21 protein-coding genes are annotated in these 20,775 nt (G+C 63.9%); 5 read left to right on the forward strand and 16 right to left on the reverse strand.

Annotated elements, in window-relative coordinates; genetic code table 11:
- Nucleotides 1-187: 187 nt before the first annotated feature.
- On the forward strand, nt 188-1,285 hold the full coding sequence (locus IVB41_RS08770; protein WP_247429590.1) for a GGDEF domain-containing protein: 1,098 nt from the start codon (nt 188-190) through the stop codon (nt 1,283-1,285).
- Here the strand turns inward: IVB41_RS08770 and IVB41_RS08775 are convergent.
- Complete coding sequence (locus tag IVB41_RS08775; protein WP_247429615.1) at nt 1,239-2,936, reverse strand: diguanylate cyclase domain-containing protein; 1,698 nt, start codon at nt 2,934-2,936, stop codon at nt 1,239-1,241. The genes IVB41_RS08770 and IVB41_RS08775 overlap by 47 nt on opposite strands.
- 108 nt (nt 2,937-3,044) lie before the next feature.
- Between IVB41_RS08775 and IVB41_RS08780 the strand changes: the two genes are divergently transcribed.
- Nucleotides 3,045-3,734, forward strand: a complete 690-nt coding sequence (locus tag IVB41_RS08780) for a YggS family pyridoxal phosphate-dependent enzyme (protein WP_007604086.1) — start codon at nt 3,045-3,047, stop codon at nt 3,732-3,734.
- 138 nt (nt 3,735-3,872) lie between these two features.
- Here the strand turns inward: IVB41_RS08780 and IVB41_RS08785 are convergent, their stop codons facing one another.
- Together IVB41_RS08785 and IVB41_RS08790 are read right to left on the reverse strand one after the other, a co-directional pair.
- Nucleotides 3,873-4,646, reverse strand: a complete 774-nt coding sequence (locus IVB41_RS08785; RefSeq protein WP_247429618.1) for a 2-keto-4-pentenoate hydratase — start codon at nt 4,644-4,646, stop codon at nt 3,873-3,875.
- Nucleotides 4,647-4,652: 6 nt separating this feature from the next.
- Nucleotides 4,653-5,189, reverse strand: a complete 537-nt coding sequence (locus tag IVB41_RS08790; protein WP_247429622.1) for a L,D-transpeptidase — start codon at nt 5,187-5,189, stop codon at nt 4,653-4,655.
- 235 nt (nt 5,190-5,424) lie between these two features.
- On the opposite strand from IVB41_RS08790, the gene IVB41_RS08795 reads away from it, so the two are divergent.
- A complete protein-coding gene (locus IVB41_RS08795; RefSeq protein ID WP_007598630.1) occupies nt 5,425-6,111 on the forward strand; it encodes a response regulator transcription factor in 687 nt (228 codons plus the stop codon).
- Between the two features lie 58 nt (nt 6,112-6,169).
- Entirely contained in the window at nt 6,170-6,613 is a 444-nt protein-coding gene (locus tag IVB41_RS08800) for a cyclic nucleotide-binding domain-containing protein (protein WP_007598631.1), read from the forward strand.
- A 121-nt stretch (nt 6,614-6,734) separates the two neighbouring features.
- Here IVB41_RS08800 and xth read toward each other — a convergent pair whose 3' ends face one another.
- From xth to IVB41_RS08860, 12 genes are all read right to left on the reverse strand, one after another.
- Entirely contained in the window at nt 6,735-7,550 is an 816-nt protein-coding gene (xth, locus tag IVB41_RS08805) for an exodeoxyribonuclease III (protein WP_247357350.1), read from the reverse strand.
- 184 nt (nt 7,551-7,734) lie between these two features.
- Entirely contained in the window at nt 7,735-8,490 is a 756-nt protein-coding gene (locus IVB41_RS08810; protein ID WP_027566264.1) for an outer membrane lipoprotein carrier protein LolA, read from the reverse strand.
- 152 nt (nt 8,491-8,642) lie between these two features.
- On the reverse strand, nt 8,643-11,120 hold the full coding sequence (locus IVB41_RS08815; RefSeq protein WP_247429626.1) for a DNA translocase FtsK: 2,478 nt from the start codon (nt 11,118-11,120) through the stop codon (nt 8,643-8,645).
- Nucleotides 11,121-11,129: 9 nt separating this feature from the next.
- Nucleotides 11,130-12,344, reverse strand: a complete 1,215-nt coding sequence (locus IVB41_RS08820) for an aminotransferase class I/II-fold pyridoxal phosphate-dependent enzyme (protein ID WP_247429647.1) — start codon at nt 12,342-12,344, stop codon at nt 11,130-11,132.
- A 326-nt stretch (nt 12,345-12,670) separates the two neighbouring features.
- Nucleotides 12,671-13,075 (reverse strand): GFA family protein, encoded by a 405-nt coding sequence (locus tag IVB41_RS08825; RefSeq protein WP_247429650.1) that lies wholly within the window; start codon nt 13,073-13,075, stop codon nt 12,671-12,673.
- Between the two features lie 205 nt (nt 13,076-13,280).
- Entirely contained in the window at nt 13,281-14,729 is a 1,449-nt protein-coding gene (locus IVB41_RS08830) for an ammonium transporter (RefSeq protein WP_247357347.1), read from the reverse strand.
- Between the two features lie 38 nt (nt 14,730-14,767).
- Nucleotides 14,768-15,106: a P-II family nitrogen regulator gene (locus IVB41_RS08835; RefSeq protein ID WP_007598642.1), complete on the reverse strand. Its 339-nt coding sequence runs from the start codon at nt 15,104-15,106 to the stop codon at nt 14,768-14,770.
- A gap of 435 nt (nt 15,107-15,541) precedes the next feature.
- Nucleotides 15,542-16,144, reverse strand: a complete 603-nt coding sequence (locus IVB41_RS08840) for an ATP-dependent Clp protease proteolytic subunit (protein WP_247429670.1) — start codon at nt 16,142-16,144, stop codon at nt 15,542-15,544.
- A gap of 42 nt (nt 16,145-16,186) precedes the next feature.
- On the reverse strand, nt 16,187-16,543 hold the full coding sequence (locus IVB41_RS08845) for an SRPBCC domain-containing protein (protein ID WP_247357345.1): 357 nt from the start codon (nt 16,541-16,543) through the stop codon (nt 16,187-16,189).
- On the reverse strand, nt 16,540-16,854 hold the full coding sequence (locus IVB41_RS08850) for a helix-turn-helix transcriptional regulator (RefSeq protein WP_027566270.1): 315 nt from the start codon (nt 16,852-16,854) through the stop codon (nt 16,540-16,542). The genes IVB41_RS08845 and IVB41_RS08850 overlap by 4 nt, the downstream gene beginning before the upstream one ends.
- A 41-nt stretch (nt 16,855-16,895) precedes the next feature.
- The gene (locus IVB41_RS08855; protein WP_247429690.1) at nt 16,896-18,197 is read right to left on the reverse strand and encodes an ammonium transporter; all 1,302 of its coding nucleotides are present in this window, start codon (nt 18,195-18,197) and stop codon (nt 16,896-16,898) included.
- Between the two features lie 125 nt (nt 18,198-18,322).
- Nucleotides 18,323-18,661, reverse strand: a complete 339-nt coding sequence (locus tag IVB41_RS08860; protein ID WP_007598647.1) for a P-II family nitrogen regulator — start codon at nt 18,659-18,661, stop codon at nt 18,323-18,325.
- Nucleotides 18,662-18,899: 238 nt separating this feature from the next.
- Here IVB41_RS08860 and IVB41_RS08865 point away from each other — a divergent pair, with 238 nt between their 5' ends.
- Nucleotides 18,900-19,790 (forward strand): DUF4339 domain-containing protein, encoded by an 891-nt coding sequence (locus IVB41_RS08865; RefSeq protein WP_247429694.1) that lies wholly within the window; start codon nt 18,900-18,902, stop codon nt 19,788-19,790.
- A gap of 40 nt (nt 19,791-19,830) precedes the next feature.
- Here IVB41_RS08865 and tesB read toward each other — a convergent pair whose 3' ends face one another.
- Nucleotides 19,831-20,694, reverse strand: coding sequence for an acyl-CoA thioesterase II (tesB, locus tag IVB41_RS08870; RefSeq protein ID WP_247429697.1), 864 nt, complete (start codon nt 20,692-20,694; stop codon nt 19,831-19,833).
- Between the last annotated feature and the right edge of the window lie 81 nt (nt 20,695-20,775).

A 20,775-nucleotide genomic window follows, 5' to 3' on the forward strand; every position in this document is an offset into this window, starting at 1 on the left:
CGTTGGGTTTTCGTGGATTTGGCCGTCTAAAGACGGCGGACTAGGCCATAGAAGTCCTCAAGGGGTCAATGGGTTGCCGCAATTTGGGAAGCTTCGGCGCTGCACCGCATAACTACTGAGGCTGCGTTGGGGCGTGATTAAGGGGTCGATGCGAGTTTGCGGCCAACCAGAATTCTCAAGACTTGTGATGGACGCCAGCTTCGACGATCCCGATTACGACTATGCCGCGTCCGTTGCCGAACGGGCGATGCGGAGCATGGCCGAACAGCGGATCCCTGCCACGCCGGCCAATTTCGCTGTCTGGTTCCAGTATTTCGCGGGAAGCCATGACGATCTGCGCAACGCGATCGATCTCCTGATCGATCACAATCGACCCTTCGACGTCAGGACCAATCAGGATCTGTTCGAGACCTACGTCGCGCCCCAGGTGAGTGCTATCGTCGTCGACACGTCCGAGCGGCTCCACACCCTTATGGGCGCGGCGAAGGATTTTCTTGCAACTGCGATTGCCGACAATCACTCCCAGATGCAGGCGATCAACGAGGTCGCGGACCAGGGCAAGGCCGGTGTCGATCCCAAAACGCTGGTCGCCCAGCTCATGAACGAGCTGGGACGCGCCGCCACCCGCGCGACGCGGCTCGAGGCAGGCTTTACGGAAAAGACCCGCGAGCTCGACGTGATCCGCGCCTCTCTTTCCAAATCCGAGGAGCGTGCCCGGACCGATACGCTCACAGGCCTCGCCAACCGCCGGGCGCTCGATGAATTCCTGCACAAGGCGCAGGCGACTGCGGACTGGGGCGAGCCGCTCGGCATGCTGATGCTCGACATCGACCACTTCAAGACCTTCAACGATAGTTTCGGCCACGGCGTCGGCGACCAAGTGCTGCGCCTGATGGCCAAGGTGCTGCGCGAAAAGGTCCGCGAGCAGGACCTATCGGCCCGCTATGGCGGCGAGGAGCTGATCGCGGTGTTGCCGGATGCCGATCTCGCCGCCTGCGCCGAGATCGCCGAGCGCATCAGGCACGCGATTGCGGAATGCAGGATCACGCGCCGGTCGACCGGCGAGGTCCTGCCCCATATCAGCGTATCGATCGGTGTTGCGCAGTACCGGCCCGGCGAAGCGATCACCGATTTCATCGAGCGCTGCGATCGCGCGCTCTATCTCGCCAAGAACAGCGGCCGCAATCGCGTGGTCACCGAGAGCGAACTCGATCGCACCGGGGGCTCCGGGTTAGCCCTCAACCCGCCATCATCATTTCCGCCGCGCCGTTGTCGATCACCGTGATGCCGTGTTCGACGACGTTGTTGCGACCGCGGTGCTTGGCGGCGTAGAGCGCGGCGTCGGCGGCTTCGATCAAATCGCCCGGACGCAAGCTCTCGTTGGGCTTGGTCGCGGCAACGCCGATCGAGACGGTGACGATCATGTGGTCGGAGGTGATGTGCGGCAGGCACAGCTTCAGCACGGCCGCGCGCGCCTGTTCGCCGATTTCGACGGCGCGCGCCACGTCGGTGTTCGGCAGCAACAGGCAGAATTCCTCGCCGCCGTAGCGGGCCGCGAAGCCCATCGTGTCGGCGGCGATGCCTGACAGCGATTCGCCCAGCCTGGTCAGGCAGGAATCGCCTTCGAGATGGCCATAGGTGTCGTTGAACAGCTTGAAATGGTCGACGTCGATCATCAGAAGCGCGAGGTCACTGCCATATTGCTGCGCGCGCATCCATTCGAAATCGAGGCGGCTCTGGAAGCCGCGGCGGTTGGCAAGCCCCGACAACATGTCGATCGAGGCCATCACCGTGAGTCGGTCATTGCTCGCCATCAGCTCGCGTTCGCGCTGGCTGAGCTGCGCGGCCATCGCGTTGAACGCGCGGGCCAGCGGCACGAATTCGGACGGCAGGCGATTGCGCGCGGCACGCGCCGACAGATCGCCCTCGCCCAGACGCTTGGCCATGTCGGCGAGCATCCTGATCGGCTTGATCACCAGTTTCTCGGCTGCGATCAGTGCCCCGAGCAGCACGAACAGCACGACGAAAGCGAGCTGAAGATAGGCGGTGCGGATGTCGCGGCTCACGGCGGCGGACACCTTGTCCTCGTCGATGCTGGCGATCAGGCGGGCATTGGTCCCGGCGATGCGGATAAAGCTGACCGCGCGGCGGGAGCCGTCGGCTGCGAGGAAAGTGAGTGAGCCTTCGTCCTGGTCAGACCTCAGCGCCTTGTCGGCGATCGCGGACATCAGCGGCATGTTGTCGAGCGGACGTCCGATCGCGCTGTGCTGGTCGGCCGGTGCGGCCAGCACGGTACCCGCGCTGTCGACCAGCACGGCCGTGATGCCGGCGCGACCACCCAGATTGCTCATGACCTTCGACATCCAGTCGAGGTTGACGGTGGCGAGCACGACGGCATCTGCTACGCCGCTGAAGGCGGATACCGGGTAAACCGCCATGACGGTCGGTGTCGGCACGGGGCGCGACAGGATGAAGTCACTCAGCACGAAGCGGCCGGTTTCCTGCGCCTGCTGGAAGTACGGCCGGTCACTGAGGTCGAGGCCGACATACATGTTGTTGGTGGCGCACTGGATGCGTCCGTCCTGGCCGGCGATCAGAAGCGTACGGATCCAGGGGAGGTTCGACGGCAGGCTCGCGCGCAGGACGTCGCAGCTCTTGCTGATGCCGCCGGCGGAGGCGCGGATGAAAGCTTCCGATTTCAGGATGGTCTCGACCGACGAGATCACCTCGCGCTGCGCATCGGCGCTGTGCCTTGCAACGGTGGTGAATTCGGTCGTGGCCTGCGCGATCTGCCGCGTGCGCGTGTCTTCGAGCGAGCGGATGCGCTCGAACATCAAAGGCGTCACCAGAATTACCGCGAGCAACGCAAGCCGCGCCCGGATTCCGAGAACCTGCTTGAGTTTCGCTCGTTTGCGGTTGAAACTGACGTTTGCCATCTTCGCTGCCCACCCCGCGGCTAAGGTAAAGCAAAGGGTTCAAAAACTCTTTCTTGAACTCGGTAAAATTAGAACTAGCTCCGCAACAATCAGCTCCGATGCGACATCATGACCGAAGCCAACGCCGCGCCGCTAACCGGCCATTCACCAAACGCGCTCGCCGCGGTCGAAGCCGAAATCGCGCGCGCCTGCAAGGATGCGCGGCGCGAACGTGGCTCCGTGACGCTGATCGCGGTGTCGAAAACTTTCGCCGCGGATGCAATTACCCCGGTGATCGACGCCGGACAGCGCGTATTCGGCGAGAACCGCGTGCAGGAGGCCAAAGGCAAGTGGCCGGCGTTAACTTCTGTTTACCCCGATATCGCGCTGCATCTGATCGGGCCGCTGCAATCCAACAAGGCGAAAGAGGCGGTCGCGCTGTTCGATGCCATCCATTCGGTCGACCGTCCGAGCATTTGCCAGGCGTTAGCCAAGGAAATCGAATCCCAGAACAAGCACCCGGAATTGTTCGTCCAGATCAATATCGGTGAGGAGCCGCAGAAGGCCGGCATCGCCCCCGGCGAGGCCGATGCTTTCATCGCGAGCTGCCGCGACACCTACGGGCTGACGATCTCGGGGTTGATGTGCATCCCCCCGGTGGACGAGCCGCCGGCGGCGCATTTCGCGCTGACCGCCAAGATCGCCGCGCGCAATGGATTGAAGAAGCTCTCGATGGGCATGAGCGCGGATTATGCGACCGCGATCATGCTCGGCGCCACCCATGTGCGCGTGGGAAGTGCGATCTTCGGGCACCGGTGAGAGCATCATTGTTGGCAGGGCCCCCTACGAACTCTCGAATTCGTCATTGCGAGCGCAGCGAAGCAATCCAGAATCTTTCCGCAGAGGGACTCTGGATTGCTTCGCTGCGCTCGCAATGACGGCGGTGTATGGGGCGGCTCAAGAGAAACCCACCGACACTGTTCCCAGCACGCCGAAATCCGCCGTGAACTGATCACCCGCCTGGATCGGTAGCGGCGGATGGCACGTGCCCGTGGTCACCACCTCCCCTGCCCGCAAGGTGATGCCGAGGCCACGCAGCTCGTTGGCCAGCCAGACCAGGGCAATGCGGGGATCGCCGAGCACGTTCTTGCCGTGGCCGAGATAGCGCTGGCCACGCAACGTGATCTGCGGCCGCTCCTCGGCGAGATCCATGGCGCGCCAGTTCGCATGCGTTGCTGCGCCCAGCACGAACAGATGCGCACAGGCGTTGTCGGCGATCAGCTGCGCCTCGCCGGCGCCGGCGAAATCGGCAAAGCGCGAATCGGGAATCTCGATCGCAGGATGCAAGCTGTCCACGGCCGCGAGCACCTCGTCGACAGTATACGGCGCCGCGCGCGGCGGCAGATCGCGTCCCATGCGGAAAGCGAACTCGGGTTCGCCGACGCGCATCGCGTTGCCCTTCATCGAGGCGGTGCCGCCATCGGCGATCACGGTGTCGCTCATGATCCGGCCGGCCAGCGGTCCCGCGACATTGATGTGCTTCTGTCCGGACTCGCTCGTCGCCGCGATCTTCCAGCCGAACAAGGTCCCGCCGAGCGCTGCCTGCACGGCATAACCCTCGGCGCGGCTCTGTGGCCGCAACCGTGGCTCCAGCGCGTCAAGCTTGGTGCCGTCGCGCCAATGTTTGATGAGGACGCGCGATGCGGCGGCGATCTGATCCCTGTCGAGCATGTGTCCTCACCCGAGGATGATTTTTGTTTTTGGTCCCAGCCGCCGCAGCAATTGTCGCATCGCCGCTTTGGTCATCGAGACGCAGCCTGCGGTCGGGCCGAAATTGTCGCGCGCGAGATGCAAGAACACCGCGCTGCCCCGGCCGGCGACGCGCGGCCTCGTGTTGTGGTCGATTTCGATGATGAAGTCATAGAGATGGTCGGCCCGCTTGAGCCGGTCACCGCCCTGCCCCTCGCCGAGCCGGATCCCCTGATTGTAATGACGGTCTTTGGGATCCTCGCACCAGGCGTCCTCGCCGGTGATGATCCGGGCCGGCAGAAAGGTCTGCGGGCGGCTGTGCCGGTCGCCCCGCCACCACAATCGCCTGGGACGGAAGCTGCCCCTCGGGGTGCCGCCATCGCCCTCGCGCTTGTTCGCCAGAATGCCGCCGCGTCCGAGCGCCACCGGAATCGTCAGCGCTCCCGCGGTCAGCCAGCCTCGGCGCGGATTCCCGGCGGCAGCCTTAACGCGGATCGCCGAGAGCGGCCCGGCGCTCCGGTTCATGGTGTAACTAGCTGACGCAGCTTTAGTTTTCATGTGAACGTGCGATGTCGAATTCATTACAGGACATTCATCAAAACGGCCTGCTATTCTGGGTTAGAGTGGTTCTGGCTTGTGAATCGGTAACAGCCCACTAGTTCAAGACGAACAATAATAATAATTGCGACCCCTAAACTTCCCTCTCGGCTGGGTGCAGCATGGATGCGCGCCGCGCCGGACCCCAAAAGGATGACCCCCTATGGCCAATGCCCGCAAGATCCTGATCGTGGATGACGATACCGATCTGCGCGATACGTTGGTGGAGCAATTGTCGCTGCACGAAGAATTTGAAGCCTCCGCGGTCGATACCGGCGCCAAGGGCGCGAGCGCCGCGAAGGCCAATGCCCCCGATCTCGTCCTGATGGATGTTGGCCTGCCCGACACGGATGGCCGCGAAGTGGTCCGTTCATTGCGCAAGGGCGGGTTCAAGGCTCCGATCATCATGCTCACCGGACATGACACCGATTCCGACACGATTTTGGGGCTGGAATCCGGCGCCAACGATTATGTCGCAAAACCCTTCCGCTTCGCCGTGCTGCTGGCGCGCATCCGCGCCCAGCTCCGGCAGCACGAAGCCAGCGAGGACGCGGTGTTCTCGGTCGGCCCCTACTCTTTCCGGCCCGGCTCCAAGATGCTGACCGCCGCCAACGCGCGCAAGGTCCGGCTGACGGAGAAGGAAACCGCGATCCTCCGCTTCCTCTACCGGGCCGGCCAGATGCCGGTCTCGCGCGAGACCCTCCTCCAGGAGGTTTGGGGCTACAATTCCGGCGTCACCACCCACACGCTGGAAACCCACATCTACCGGCTTCGTCAGAAGATCGAGAAGGACGCCGCCAACCCGGAAATCCTGGTCACGGAAGCCGGTGGCTACAAGCTGGTGCCGTGATACGCTTCTGGGGCGTGCGAATCGTTTTAGATTGCATGCCCTTGAGCCCCGGACCTGAATGTCAATCGACGACGATGTAGCGCTTCTCGAGCGTGTCCCGACACTGCGCCTGTTGGGAGACGCTTCCTTGCGCATGCTGGCGATCGGCTCCGAGCAGCGTGACTTTGTCCGCGGCGACGTCTTGTTCAATCTCGGCGACGATGCCGATGCCGGCTTCGTGGTCCAGCGCGGCGCCTTCCGGGTCGACGACGGCGCCGGCGCGGAGATGATCGCGAGTCCCGGTGCGCTGATCGGCGAGCTCGCGCTGATCGTGCCGATGAAGCGGCCGTCGAGCGCGATCGCGATCGAGCACGCCTCCGTCATCCGCGTCGCGCGCAGCCTGTTTCAGCGCGTGCTCGAAAGCGACCCCGCCGCCGCCGTTCGTCTGCGCGATGAATTCGCGGTGCGCTCCAGCCAGATCGCCAGCGATATATTGATGGCCGGTGCGAAGCTGACGAGTTGACGTCGTCCTGGCGAAAGCCAGGACCCATATCCAAATGTTTCCGGCCTGGTGCGATTGCCGGCGTCCTCGCGCAACAACGAAGACTGGTGGTAATGGGCCCTGGCCTTCGCCAGGGCGACGATCATAGATCCAGCGTCACCGTAACCGGCACATGGTCCGACGGCCGCTCCCAGCTGCGCGCCTCGCGCAGAATCTTGAAATCACTGACCGCATCTTTCAGCGCGCGCGAGACCCAGATGTGGTCGAGCCTGCGGCCGCGGTCGCCGACGGTCCAATCGGCGGAGCGGTAGCTCCACCACGTGTAGACCTTCTCCGACATCGGAATGCGCTCGCGCGCGACGTCGACCCAATCGCCCGCGGCGAGCGCGGCTTGCAGCTTCTCGGTTTCGATGGGCGTGTGCGATACCACCTTCAGAAGCTGCTTGTGCGACCAGACGTCGTTCTCATGCGGGGCGACGTTGAGATCGCCGACCAGGATGTGGCGGTCCTCGCCGCGCGGATGCAGCGGCTCGCACGCCTTCATCTCGTCGAGGAAGCGGAGCTTGTGGTCGAATTTCTCGTTCAGCGCGGAATCGGGAATGTCGCCGCCGGCCGGCACGTAGAAATTATGCACCACCAGCGGTTTTGCGATCCCAGCCTTCTCGCCGAACGATACCGAGATGTGGCGTGAATCCACCTTGTCGCAGAAGGTGCGGATATCCTTCGACTCGAACGGAATCTTCGAGACGATGGCGACGCCGTGATAACCCTTCTGCCCGTTCAGCGCGACATGCTCGTAACCGAGCCGCTTGAAGCGCTTCAGCGGAAAGGCGTCGTCGATGCACTTGGTCTCCTGGAGACACAGCACGTCCGGCCGCGCGCTCTTGAGAAATTTTGCGACCAGATCGATGCGCAGCCGCACCGAATTGATGTTCCAGGTTGTCAGGGAAAAACGCATGAGGGATGCGTCTTAGCACGGATTGGGCGCACGCAAATGCGTGTCCACAGGTCTCGTAAGGTGGGCAAAGCGACTTGTCCGCCGTAGCCCGAAGAGCGAAGGCGGAAGCGTGCCCATCATAGCTGGCGTGAGGATGAGAGATGGTGGGCACGGCGCAAGTGCGCCTTTGCCCACCCTACGGCACTCAGCCCGGCGACGGGCCGTAATTGGTAAAATCGATCTTGAACATGCCGGGATCGAGCTTCTTGCTCGTGTCGAGATTGTAGACCGCGATCGTGGTGTCGTAGCCCTGCGGGTCGGTGACGGTCCACTGCTTCAACTGACCGTCCTTGGCGCCGAACATCAGCAGGAGGCGACTGGTGCCGACCAGGGCCTGCTTCTCCTCGATGGTGACGCTGACGAAGACGTCGTCGGCCGAGACGTTGACGACGTTGGTGTCCTTCATCAGGTCGATGCGGTCGGACAGCAGGAAACGCAGCGGTGTCTGCGACAGCGGATAGACGTCCTGCGTCGCGAGCTTGCGGTCGCGCACCACCAGCGACGAACCGTCGGCGACGATGTCGATCGGGCTCGGCGCGTCATATTCGAAGCGCACCTTGCCCGGCTTCTGGATGTAGAAGTCGCCTTGCGTCTTGCTGCCGTCGGGGCCGACCTGGACGAAATTCCCGACCAGCGTCGACAATGAGGACAAATAGGCGCTGACCTTGGCGGCCTGGGCCTTCTGGTTGGCATCAAAGGTCTGGAAGATGCTGCTCGGCACGTTGCGGCGCGGATCCGGAATCACCGGATTCGGCGGCGTCTGGGTCGCGCCGGTGACCGCGGGCCCTCCACCGGCCGGACCGCCATCGCGGCCCTTCGGCGCAGGCTTCGGCACGGGAACGGTCTGCGCGAACGACGCCGTGATCACCATCGCGGCGGTGACGAGAATCACGCCGGCCATGCGCGCGCTCCGCGCGGCGACAATGGCAGCGAATCGAATGTCCGGATGTCTGATCAACGCGTCGTCCTGTGTGGCTGGGCGCCCTTTTAGCGTGATTTCGGCCGAAAGCAGATAACGTTTTTGCGTGAAATGATGGTTTGAGGCGGTTCGCCTCACATATGGCTGTCTTCTTCCTCGACCAGAATCTCGCGCTTGCCGGCGTGGTTGGCGGGTCCGACGATACCCTCCAGTTCCATGCGCTCCATCAGCGATGCGGCGCGGTTATAGCCGATCTGCAGGCGACGCTGGATGTAGCTGGTCGAGGCCTTGCGGTCGCGTTTGACGATCGCAACAGCTTGCGAGAACAAATCGCCGCCGCCATCCGCGCCCATGGCGGACGCGTCGAACACCGCGCCGTCCTCGTCCTCGCTGGGTTCTTCGGCTGTGACGGCTTCGAGATATTCCGGCTGTCCCTGCGTCTTGAGGTGGCGCACCACCTTCTCGACTTCCTCGTCCGACGCGAAAGGTCCGTGCACGCGGCTGATGCGACCGCCGCCGGCCATGTAGAGCATGTCGCCCTGGCCGAGGAGTTGCTCGGCGCCCATCTCGCCGAGAATCGTACGGCTGTCGATCTTGGACGTCACCTGGAAGGCGATGCGGGTCGGGAAGTTCGCCTTGATGGTGCCGGTGATGACGTCGACCGACGGACGCTGTGTCGCGAGGATCACGTGCAGGCCGGCGGCGCGCGCCATCTGCGCGAGGCGCTGCACCGCGCCTTCGATGTCCTTGCCGGCGACCATCATCAGGTCGGCCATTTCGTCGACGATGATGACGATGTAGGGCAGCGGGTCGAGCGAGAGCTTCTCTTCCTCGTAGATCGCCTTGCCGGTTTCCTTGTCGAAGCCGGTGTGCACCGTCCGCGTCGGCTCTTCGCCCTTGGCCTTCAATTCGAGCAGGCGCGTGTTGTAACCGTCGATGTTGCGCACACCGAGCTTGGCCATGTTCTTGTAGCGCTCTTCCATCTCGCGCACGGCCCATTTCAGCGCGACCACCGCCTTCTTCGGGTCGGTCACGACCGGCGTCAGCAGATGGGGAATGCCGTCATAGACGGAGAGTTCGAGCATCTTCGGATCGACCATGATCAAGCGGCACTGGTCCGGACGCAGCCGGTAGACCAGGCTGAGAATCATGGTGTTGATGGCGACCGACTTGCCGGAGCCGGTGGTACCGGCGATCAGCATGTGCGGTGTGCGTGCGAGGTCGATGATGACGGGATCACCGCCGATGGTCTTGCCGAGGCAGAGCGGCAGTTTCGCAACCGAATCGACGGTCTCCTTGGCGACCAGCAGCTCGCGCAGATAGACCTTTTCGCGATGCGCGTTCGGCAGCTCGATGCCGATGGCATTGCGTCCGGGCACGACGGCGACGCGCGCCGACAGCGCGCTCATTGAACGTGCAATGTCGTCGGAAAGGCCGATCACGCGCGACGACTTGATACCCGGCGCCGGCTCCAGCTCGTACAGCGTGACCACGGGACCCGGATGGGCCTTCACGATCTCGCCGCGGACGCCGAAATCCTGCAGCACGCCTTCGAGCGCGCGCGAATTGGTTTCCAGCTCGGCCTTGCTGAGCGGCTGGCGATCGCCGGCCTTCGGCGCGGCCAGCACCGACACGGACGGAAGCTCGAACTTGTCGGAGGATTTCTTGGAAGCGGCCTTGGGCGCAGCCTTCTTGCGCGGCGCGCGGGCGGCGGGCTCCTCCTCCTCTTCCTCGTCTTCCTCGACCTCTTCGTGCTCGTCGTCGTAGTCCTCGTCCTGGGCCTGCGGCGAGATCGACGGCGCGGCGCGGCCGCCACCGAGCTTCGGCTCCTGGCGGCTGAATGCAACGGCCTTGGTCTTCGGTCCGCTCGAGACCAGCGAGCGGTAGGCAGCGCCAAGCAACCAGATCAGCCGCGCCTTCGTGCTCATCAATGCGTGGAACAGCCAGCCCAGCGATACCGAACCGCGATCGCTCTCATCGTCCTGGTCGAGCGGCTTGTCCTCGTCCTCGATCTCCGCGAGTTCGTCGTCATGCTCGCGTGCGCCAAGGCCGCAGGCGATCAGGAAGGTCGCCGCCATCGCGGCGAACAGGATCGTGCCGAGCACCATGCGATAGATCATGCCTGGCGGTCCGAAGATCACCGCAGGCGCGCGAACCAGCGCATCGCCGACAACGCCGCCGAGGCCGGTCGGCAGCGGCCAGGCGCCGCCATGTGGCCAGCAGCTGACGAAGCCCGCCGCGATCACCGTGCAGAGAATCCAGGAGCCGAGCCGCAGTGCCTCGCGGTCGAACGGGCGATGGGTCAGCATGCGCCAGCCCCAGACCGCGACCGTCAGGACCAGCATGATCGCGCCGAGCCCGAGAATCTGCATCGCAAGGTCGGCGCCGATCGCGCCGGCATAGCCGAGAATGTTGCGGATCGGCCGCGACGTTGCGTGGCTGAGGCTGGGATCCTGCACCGACCAGGTCATCAGCGCCGCCGAGGCGACGCCCGACAATGCGATCAGGCCGAGACCGCTGAGCTCGCGCACGCGCCGCGCCAGCCCTTCGCGGATCGAGGGCGGCAGATGGCCGACCAAGGGAATGACACGTTCGATTGTCGACATGCTCACGGGCCCCGCCTAACCCAGAGTCTCGACCAGGCGGTGCAGCGCCTGCGCCGTGGTCTCGCCATCCTGCACCAGCGCAAGGCGAATGTAGCCTGCGCCGGGATTGAAGCCGTCGGGCTGGAGCCGCGCCAGATAGCTGCCGGGCACCACGCGCACGCCTGCTTCCTTGTAGAGTTTCAGGCACACGGACACATCGTCGCCGATTTCGGACGTGTTGAGCCAGACGCAGAAGCCGGCGTCGGGCCGGCGATAGCCGTAACGACCGCCGATGATCTGGTCGGCGAGATCGAACTTGATCCGGTAGAGCCTGCGGTTCTCCTCGACATGCGCCTCGTCGCCGTAAGCGACGGTCGCGACATGCTGGAGCGGCACCGGCACCTGCGGCGCCGCGATGTTGCGCAGCTCGAGGAACATGCCGATGAGTTTTTTGTCGCCGGCGGCGAAGCCGACACGCAAGCCCGGCAGGTTGGAGCGCTTCGACAGCGACTGGAACGCAACCACGCGGGTGAAATCAGGGCCGGCGCATTCAAGCGCGCTGCCGGGAGCTTCGCGGGTGTAGATCTCCGAATAGCACTCGTCGCTGAGGATCACGAAGCCGTAGCGGTCGGCGAGCTGCTTCAGGCGCGTGAAATAATCGCGCGAGGCGACCGAGCCCTGCGGGTTGGCGGGCGAAGCCAGATAGAACGCCACCGTGCGCGCGAGCGTCGCCTCGTCGATGGCGTCGAGATCGGGCAGGAAGCCGTTCTCGGCCGTGGTCGGCAGGTAGACCGGCTCGCAAGCGGCGGCGCGGGCGCCGGCGCCATAGACCGGATAGAACGGGTTCGGCATCAGGATCGCGGGCTTACCGGGACGCGGGCCGACATAGCGCGCGGCCGCGATCGCGGCGAGGAACAGGCCTTCGCGGCTGCCATTGAGGACGAGAATCTCGCTTTCGGGATCGAGGATGCGTGGCAGCTCGAAGCGCGACGACAGCCAGGCGCCTGCGGCCTTGCGGAACGGGTCGGTGCCCTTGTTCGCGGGGTAACGGCCGAAATCGGCGATGTGCTTGGCCAGCACCGGGCCGACGAAATCGGGCACGGGATGCTGGGGCTCGCCGACGGCAAGCGAAATCAAAGGCTTGCCGGGCTGATGCGGCGCCAGCAGTTCGTTCAGCCGGACGAAGGGAGAGCGTTCGCTATCGGAGCTTCCGCTGTCCTGCGGCGTACGGGATGAAGCGGTCATAGCCATTCTGGACGCCAGCACTCTTGGAACAGCCGGTCGCGACCAAGGCGCCGGCGGGAAGCGGTTCAGTTCACCATAGATAGGGCGAGGTTAAGACGCGATTAACCATCGGTTCGCCGGCTCCGTCCAGAGCAGGAATAATGAGGCCGGATAACAACGGGATGCATGGCCACGGGGCGGGGCTGGTTCTTGCACCTCTCCCGCTTGCTGGAGAGGTCGGCGCGCAGCGCCGGGTGAGGGTTCTCTCCATCCAGGAACTGTCCCGATGTTGAGACACCCTCTCCCCCACCCTTCCCCCGCACTGGGGGGAGGGAGCGCGCCATCATCGAGACCTAGTGCGCCGGCAGCTTCTCGAATGTCGCCATGCCCGCGGGGATCGCGTGGAAGTCCTGCTTGTCGCAGGTGTAGATCGCCATCTGCGGATGGAACTGTTTGGGATCGTCCAGCGTGCCGACCTTCAGGATCGCGGCCGGCAATCCGGGAACCTTGGTCACCAGATGGGTGCCGCATTCGGCGCAGAATTCGCGCGTGACGGCGCGTTCAAGGTCCTTGCGCGCGAATTGCTTGGGCTGCCCGGTGATGTAGCTGAAGCCGGCCGCCGGCATTGCGATGAAGGTGTTGGGCGCGCCGCCCGAGATGTACTGGCACTCGCGGCAATGGCACTGCGCCTGCATCATCGGGTCGCCCTCGGCGACATAGCGCACTTCGCCGCAATAGCATCCGCCTTCCAAACGCATGACGACCTCCCGGTTGTTGTTTCTTGTGGTCGATATTTCTGCGCCGGCGCTGCGGAATGGCAATCTTTTTCTTCGGCTCCGCCAATCAAAAAGAAAGGGGCTCCAACTTGCGCTGGAGCCCCTCAACGGTCGGGACATTGCCGGGTATGTGCCCCAAACCGTAGTTGTGGCGCGGCCCCCGAAGAGGCCGCGCCCGGGAGGAGAGTTACATGTTGTAGGCGCGCTCGGTGTGCTCGGTGATGTCGAGGCCTTCACGCTCGCTCTCGACATTGGCGCGGAGGCCAACGATCACATCGACGACCTTGTAGAGGATCGCCGAACCGATACCCGACCACACCAGCGTGGTGCCGACGCCCCAGATCTGGGAGACCATCTGCGCCGCGAAGTCGTAATCGGCAACCTTCGGCGGGATCGCGGTGTAGTCGATGATGCCAGCACCACCGAGCGCCGGGTTGACGAGGATGCCGGTGCCGAGGGCGCCGACAATGCCGCCGACGCAGTGCACGCCGAACACATCGAGGGAGTCGTCGTAGCCGAGCGCGTTCTTCACGACGGTGCAGAAGAACAGGCAGACCACGCCGACCACGAGGCCGAGGACGATCGCACCCATCACGCCGGAGAAGCCGGCGGCAGGCGTGACGGCCACGAGGCCCGCGACAGCGCCGGAGATGACGCCGAGCACCGACGGGTGACCCTTGATGATCCACTCCGCGAACATCCACGACAGCGCTGCGGCTGCGGTGGCGACGAAGGAGTTGGTCATGGCAAGCGCCGCGCCGCCGTTGGCTTCGAGGTTGGAGCCGGCGTTGAAGCCGAACCAGCCGACCCAGAGCAGCGAGGCGCCGATCATCGACATCGTCAGCGAGTGCGGAGCCATCAGCTCCTTGCCGTAGCCGACGCGCTTGCCGATCAGCAGGGCGCCGACGAGGCCTGCGATGCCGGCGTTGATGTGCACCACGGTGCCGCCCGCGAAGTCGATCGCGCCCTTCTTGAAGATCCAGCCTGCGTCGGCGTTGATCTCGTCGAGCTTGGCCTGCGCCGCGGTCTTCGCCGCGCCATCAGCCGCAGCAGCCAGAGCCTTGGCAGCGTCCTGGATCATGTCCGGGCCGGGCCAGTACCAGACCATGTGCGCGATCGGGAAGTAGATCAGGGTGACCCAGAGCGGGACGAACAGCGCGAGCGCCGCGAATTTCATGCGCTCGGCGAAGGCGCCGACGATGAGGGCGGGCGTGATCGCCGCGAAGGTCATCTGGAAGCACATATAGATGAGCTCCGAGATATTGGCGTCGACCGAGAAGGTCGCGGCCTTCGAGTCGGTGGTGACGCCCATCATGAAGGCCTTGGAGAAGCCGCCGATGAAGTCGGAACCGCCGGTGAAGGTGAGGCTGTAGCCGTACACGGCCCAGATCACGGTGACGACGCAGACGGTGTAGAACACCTGCATCAGGACCGAGAGCATGTTCTTGGAGCGGACGAGGCCGCCGTAGAACAGCGCGAGGCCGGGGATCGTCATCAACAGCACGAGCACTGTCGATGTCAGCATCCAGGCGTTGTCTCCCTTGTTGACCGTTGGCTCGGCGTAGGCTGCGGTCGCAGCGAACAGGCCGACTGCGAGAGCCGCCAATCCCGCGCCATAGGGACGCTTAAACGTCATTTCATTTACTCCTGATTGAATTTTGATTGAGCGCGAAATCAAAGGGCCGCAGCATCGGCCTCGCCGGTGCGGATACGAACCGCATGGTCGAGATTGATGACGAAGATCTTGCCGTCGCCGATCTGTCCGGTTTTCGCGGCGGTCGTGATGGCGTCGATGGTCTTGTCGACCTGGTCGGAGGCGACAGCGACCTCGATCTTGATCTTGGGCAGGAAGCTCACGGCATATTCGGCGCCGCGATAGATTTCCGTATGGCCCTTCTGGCGGCCATATCCCTTGACTTCCGTCACCGTGAGACCGTGAACGCCGATGGCGGTCAGGGCGTCACGGACTTCTTCCAGCTTGAATGGCTTAATAATCGCCATAACAATTTTCATGGGTCCTATCCCCGCTTGGGCCCGGTCCGGACGTGGCCGGGCGTTTCTCGACTGGTTCGCCACGAGGGAGAAAGTTCACTACGCGGGCACAGCCAGGACCCATAGAATCAAATGCCGTGCCAGATCGGGCGTGTTGCCTAACGGACTATGAAAACGGGTGTTTTCGCGTTCGACGCGTATTGCGGTGCAGTGCGCTATTACGCCGCGCTCAATACCTGACCATGGCTGATTAAAATAAAGGCACGTCAAGCTGCCGACACATTGGTGCTCATGCGTCGGGCAGCAGAAAGGTATTCCCGTAAGGCGGGCGCCTATTGGAGGGCTTGTCGTGCTGCGAAATATCGGCCCCTTCGCACTTGTGCTCACGGAATACGCGCAACCGGCCAACCAGCTTGGGCGAGGCGAGGCTTGCCGGACGGTCGCCGGCAGAGACCGTCAGGCGGCGCTGCGTTCCGCGAACACCCGGTCGATCAACCCCCAGTCGACCGCCTGCTGCGCGGTCATGAAGTGGTCGCGGTCCAGGGTCCGTTCCACGTCCGGCTCGGAGCGCCCGCAATGCTGGGCATAGAGCCGGATGATGCGCCGCTTGGTTTCCTGCATTTCGGTGGCATGGATCAGGATGTCGGACGCCTGGCCCTGAAAGCCGCCGAGCGGCTGATGAACGTGAAGGCTCGCATTGGGCAGGGCGGCGCGGTGACCGGGCTCGCCCGCCATCAGCAGGAACGAGCCCATCGAGCGCGCGGTGCCCATGCACAGCGTATGCACCGGCGCCTTGATGAACTGCATGGTGTCGTACATCGCAAGGCCAGCGGTGACCAAGCCGCCATAGGAATTGATGTAGAGATTGATCGGCTTGTTCGGATTCTCCGCCTCCAGAAACAAGAGCTGCGCGCAGACCAGTCCGGACATCGCATCATTGACCTCGCCGTTGAGGAAGATGATGCGCTCGCGCAGCAGGCGCGAATAGATGTCAAAGGATCGTTCGCCGCGGGCGGATTGTTCGACGACCATAGGGACGAGCTGAAGCATGTCGCGCATCGGCGACCTCCGTTTCTGCGGGGTGATGAAGTGGTGTCGGTGTTAGGCGGCCGCGCGCATCAGGCAGCCATTGCTGTTGGCCGGCTGCGGCAGCTTCATGCCGATATCGCAGGCTTGCTGGATGATGCGGAAGCGGGTGCCACCGTCCTCGTTCGGTTCGATCCGGAAGATGACATGGCTTTCGCGAAACGGCGGTTCGGAATCGCGAAGCCGATAGCGCACCTCTTGACCCGGGATCGATGTCTCCGGCTCGGCGCCCGCAAGATCGCAATCCGGCAGCCAGCGCTCGCGCAAAGCCGGAATGGTCACCGCGCGCCAGACCTTGGCCGGCGGCGCATCGAATTGATATTCGAGCACGAGCGCCGCGTCGGAGGGATCAGGCTTCACGGCGTCACTCATTGATCCATCTCCTTCAAGAGATCGGCGAGGGCATCCATGCGTTTCGGCCAATAGGCGCGGTAGCGCGCAAGCCAGGCCCCGATGGCAACGATTCCTTCGGGATCGACTTCGTAATTCACAAAGCGGCCCTGCCGCTGTTCGCGCACCAGGCCTGCCCCGCGCAGCACGGCGAGATGCTGCGACATCGCCGGTTGGCTGATCTCCAATCCGTCGCGCAAGGCGCTGGCGTTGAGGCTTCCGCCGGCAAGCTTCTCAAAGACCTTGCGGCGGGTCGGGTCGGCCAGCGCCTTGAAGATATCGGCTTCGATCATGGCAACACATAAGCATGTGCTTATGTGTTGCGCAAGCCCAATTACTGCAGCGCCTCGCCGTGCTGCGAAATATCCAGTCCTTCGAGCTCGTGCTCGCGGGAGACGCGCAATGGCACGAACAGGCCGACCAGCTTGAGCAGGACGAAGCTCACGCCGGCCGACCAGGCGAAGGTGATGGCGACCCCGTACAGCTGGATCAGAAGCTGCTGCGGATGGCCCTCGAGCAGGCCGGCGGTGCCGCCGATCGCGCTGGTTGCGAACACGCCGGCCAGCAGGGTCCCAGTCATCCCGCCGATGCCGTGGACGCCGAACACGTCGAGCGAATCGTCATAGTCGAACCGGTGCTTCAGCCAGGTGCAGGCCCAATAGCAGACGAGGCCTGCGATCACGCCGATGACGATACCGTGCCAGGGCGCCACGAAACCCGAGGCCGGCGTGATGGTGCCGAGGCCGGCGACCGCGCCGGAGATCATGCCGAGCACGGATGGCTTGCGCCGCGTCGACCATTCGATCGCACCCCAAGTCAGCGCGCCGGAGCAGGCTGCGAGATGGGTCGCGATGATCGCCAGCACCGCGCGCGAATTGGCTGCGCCCGCCGAGCCGCCGTTGAAGCCGAACCAGCCGACCCACAACAGGCCGGTGCCCATCACCGCAAGCGACAGATCGAACGGCGAGAGATTTTCGGTGCCGTAGCCATGACGGCGTCCCATCACCTTCGCCGCGACGAGGCCGGCGGTGCCGGCCGACAGATGCACCACGAGGCCGCCGGCGAAATCCAGCACGCCCATGCTGGCGAGGAAGCCGCCGCCCCAGACCCAATGCGCCAGTGGAATGTAGACGAAGATGAACCATGCCACGGAGAACAGCAGATAAGCGGAGAACCGCATCCGGTCGGCCACCGCGCCCGCGACCAGCGCCACCGTGATGATCGCAAACGTCATCTGGTACAGCATGAACAGCGCTTCCGGGATCGTCTTCGCGGCCGGGTTGACGCTGTCCATGGTCATGCCGGCGAGAAACCAGCGGTCGAGCGTGCCGATCCACGGGCCGTCGCCGACGAAGCACAGCGAATAGCCGAACGCGACCCAGAGAATGGAGATGATCGTCACCGCGGCGAGGCTCTGCGCCATGGTCGCGAGCACGTTCTTCTTGCGCACCATGCCGGAATAGAACAGCGCGAGCCCCGGGATCGTCATCATCAGCACCAGCGCGGTGGCGACGATCATCCAGGCGGTGTCGGCAGTGTTGATCTCGGAGCCCGCGGCACGCGCCGGCGAAGCCATGATCGACACAAGTCCGATCGGCGCGGCGATAGCAGCCGCGCGGCGCAACAATCCCGCCATGTCGTTTCCCCCAGCTATTGATTGCGTCGCACGCTGTGGCGCCGTTGCCCGGTGCGATCGAAGAAGAGCGTTTTCGAGCGAAGCGGATACCGGTTCGCGAAAAGAAAACGCGTCAAAGCAAAAATCTAGAGCGCGTCGCTGTCGGTCTCGCCGGTGCGAATGCGGGTCGCGTGGTCGATTGGCGTGACGAAGATCTTGCCGTCGCCGATCTGGCCGGTGCGCGCGGTCGCGGTGATGACGGCGACGGCCTTCTCGGCGATATCGGAGGCAACCGCGATCTCGATCCGCAGCTTCGGCAGGAAATTCACGACATATTCGGCGCCGCGATAAATCTCGGTGTGGCCCTTCTGGCGGCCATAGCCCTTCACTTCGGTCACTGTCATGCCATGGACGCCGATCGCCGTCAGCGCCTGGCGGACTTCATCGAGCTTGAAGGGTTTGATGATCGCGACGACGAGTTTCATGGTCAGGCCTATTCCCCGGGATGCGCCGCGCCGTATGTCCCCGGCGCAGCGTCAATCTGGCATCTTTCCGGGCAAATGGCATAAAAAACTTGCAGATTGAAGCGGAAAATCGTTGGGCGATGTGAACGACCGCCTCTGTACAGGGCAGCCGTTCATCCTCCACAATGCGTTTTTGGAATGGATGCGATGAACCCAAGCGTCGCGGCCGGTACAAAACTATGTTCGAGGGGGACGTTTCATGGCGAGTTGGTTCTACGCATCCGAGGGTAAGCAGCAGGGCCCCTATCCGGAAGGGCAATTCCGCGATCTCGTTGCCCAGGGTGTCGTGCGTTCGGATACGCTGGTGTGGTCGGAAGGCATGGCCGGCTGGCAGAAGGCCGCCGAAATCCCCGGCCTGATCGGCGGCGGCGGTGCGCCCCCGATGATGCCGGCTGGCGGCCCGCCGCTGATGGGCTCCGGAGGCTACGGCGGCGGTGGCGGCGGAGGATCGCTGGCGGTCGATTTCGGCATCCTCGAGTTCACGTGGCGCAGCATCGTGATGCTGATCGGCATGTGCTTCATCATCCCGGTGCCGTGGGTGTTCGTCTGGTACACGAAATGGATCGTGTCCTGCGTGAAGGTCCCCGGGCGGCCCAATCTCAGCTTCACCGGGAATGCGATGGCGCTGGTGCCCTGGTATTTCGGCTTCATCGTTCTGGCGATCGTGATCGGGTTGATCGGCGTCCCCTTGCTGAGCAATTTGCTGTTCATCGCGCAGATCGCTCTCTACTGGCTCCTGATCAAATGGATGGTCGCGAACCTCGCCTCCAACGGGCAGCCGCTCGGCCTGAGCTTCACCGGCACGGTGTGGGCCTATGTCGGCTGGAGCCTGCTGTTCGCGATCTCCATCATCACCATCATCGGCTGGGCCTGGGTCGCCGCGGCTCAGATGCGCTGGTTCTGCCGCAGCATCGAAGGCACGCGGCGCGAAATCGTTTTCAACGGCAGCGGTCTCGGGATTCTCTGGCGCGGCATAGTGGCCGCATTCCTGTGCGGCTTCATCATCCCGATCCCGTGGGTGTATCGCTGGATCATGAACTGGTTCGCGTCGGAGACCGTCCTGGCTCCGCGGGGATCGCTCCGGGCCTGACCGCGAGAGGCATAAGCGCGATCGATCGTGCTTATGCCTCCTAGGCTCTCCGCTCGCGCACGGAGCCTTCCTGCGCGACGGAAGCCACCAGCGTGCCGTCGGGCTTGAAGATCGAGCCGCGGGTCAAGCCGCGGCCGCTTCGCGCGCTCGGCGAATCCTGTGCGTAGAGCAGCCATTCGTCGGCGCGGAACGGGCGGTGAAACCACATCGCGTGGTCGAGGCTCGCCGGCATCATGCGCTTGTCGAACAGCGTGCGGCCGTAGCGCGCCATGATCGCATCGAGCAGCGAGAAGTCGGACGCGTAGGCCAGCGCGCACATGTGCAGCGCCGGATCATCCGGCAGCGTCGCCGCGGTCTTGATCCAGACATGGATGCGGCCGTCCTCGATCCTCTCACCGAAATAGCGGCCGAGCTCGACCGGGCGCAGCTCGATCGGACGGTCGGATTCATAGTAGCGGCGGATGAACTCCGGCATCTCCTTGAACATCGGCTGCTTCGCGACCTCCTCGGCCGTGAGCTTCTCCGGCCGCGGCACGTCGGGCATCTTGTCCTGGTGATCGAACGCGCTCTCTTCCTCGGCATGGAACGACACCATGATCGAGAAGATCGCGTTGCCGTGCTGGATCGCGGTGACGCGGCGCGTCGAGTAACTCTTGCCGTCGCGCAGGCGCTCGACCTGGTAGATGATCGGGATCTGCGGATCGCCCGGCAGGATGAAATAGCAATGCAGCGAATGCGGCAGCCGGCCCTCGACGGTGCGGCACGCCGCAACCATCGCCTGCCCGATCACCTGGCCGCCGAATACCCGTTGCCAGCTGGTCTTCGGACTGTTGCCACGGAACAGGTTCACCTCGAGCTGTTCGAGGTCGAGGATCGAGATGAGGTCGATCAGGCTCTTGGACATGGAATTCAGCTTTCGCCTTGCCGCCCCGGCTTCGCTGCTCCGGAATGACACAATGGGGGCGTTCCGCCCTTGTTTCACCGC

Source organism: Bradyrhizobium sp. 44 (assembly GCF_023073095.1).
Taxonomy (GTDB): Bacteria; Pseudomonadota; Alphaproteobacteria; order Rhizobiales; family Xanthobacteraceae; genus Bradyrhizobium.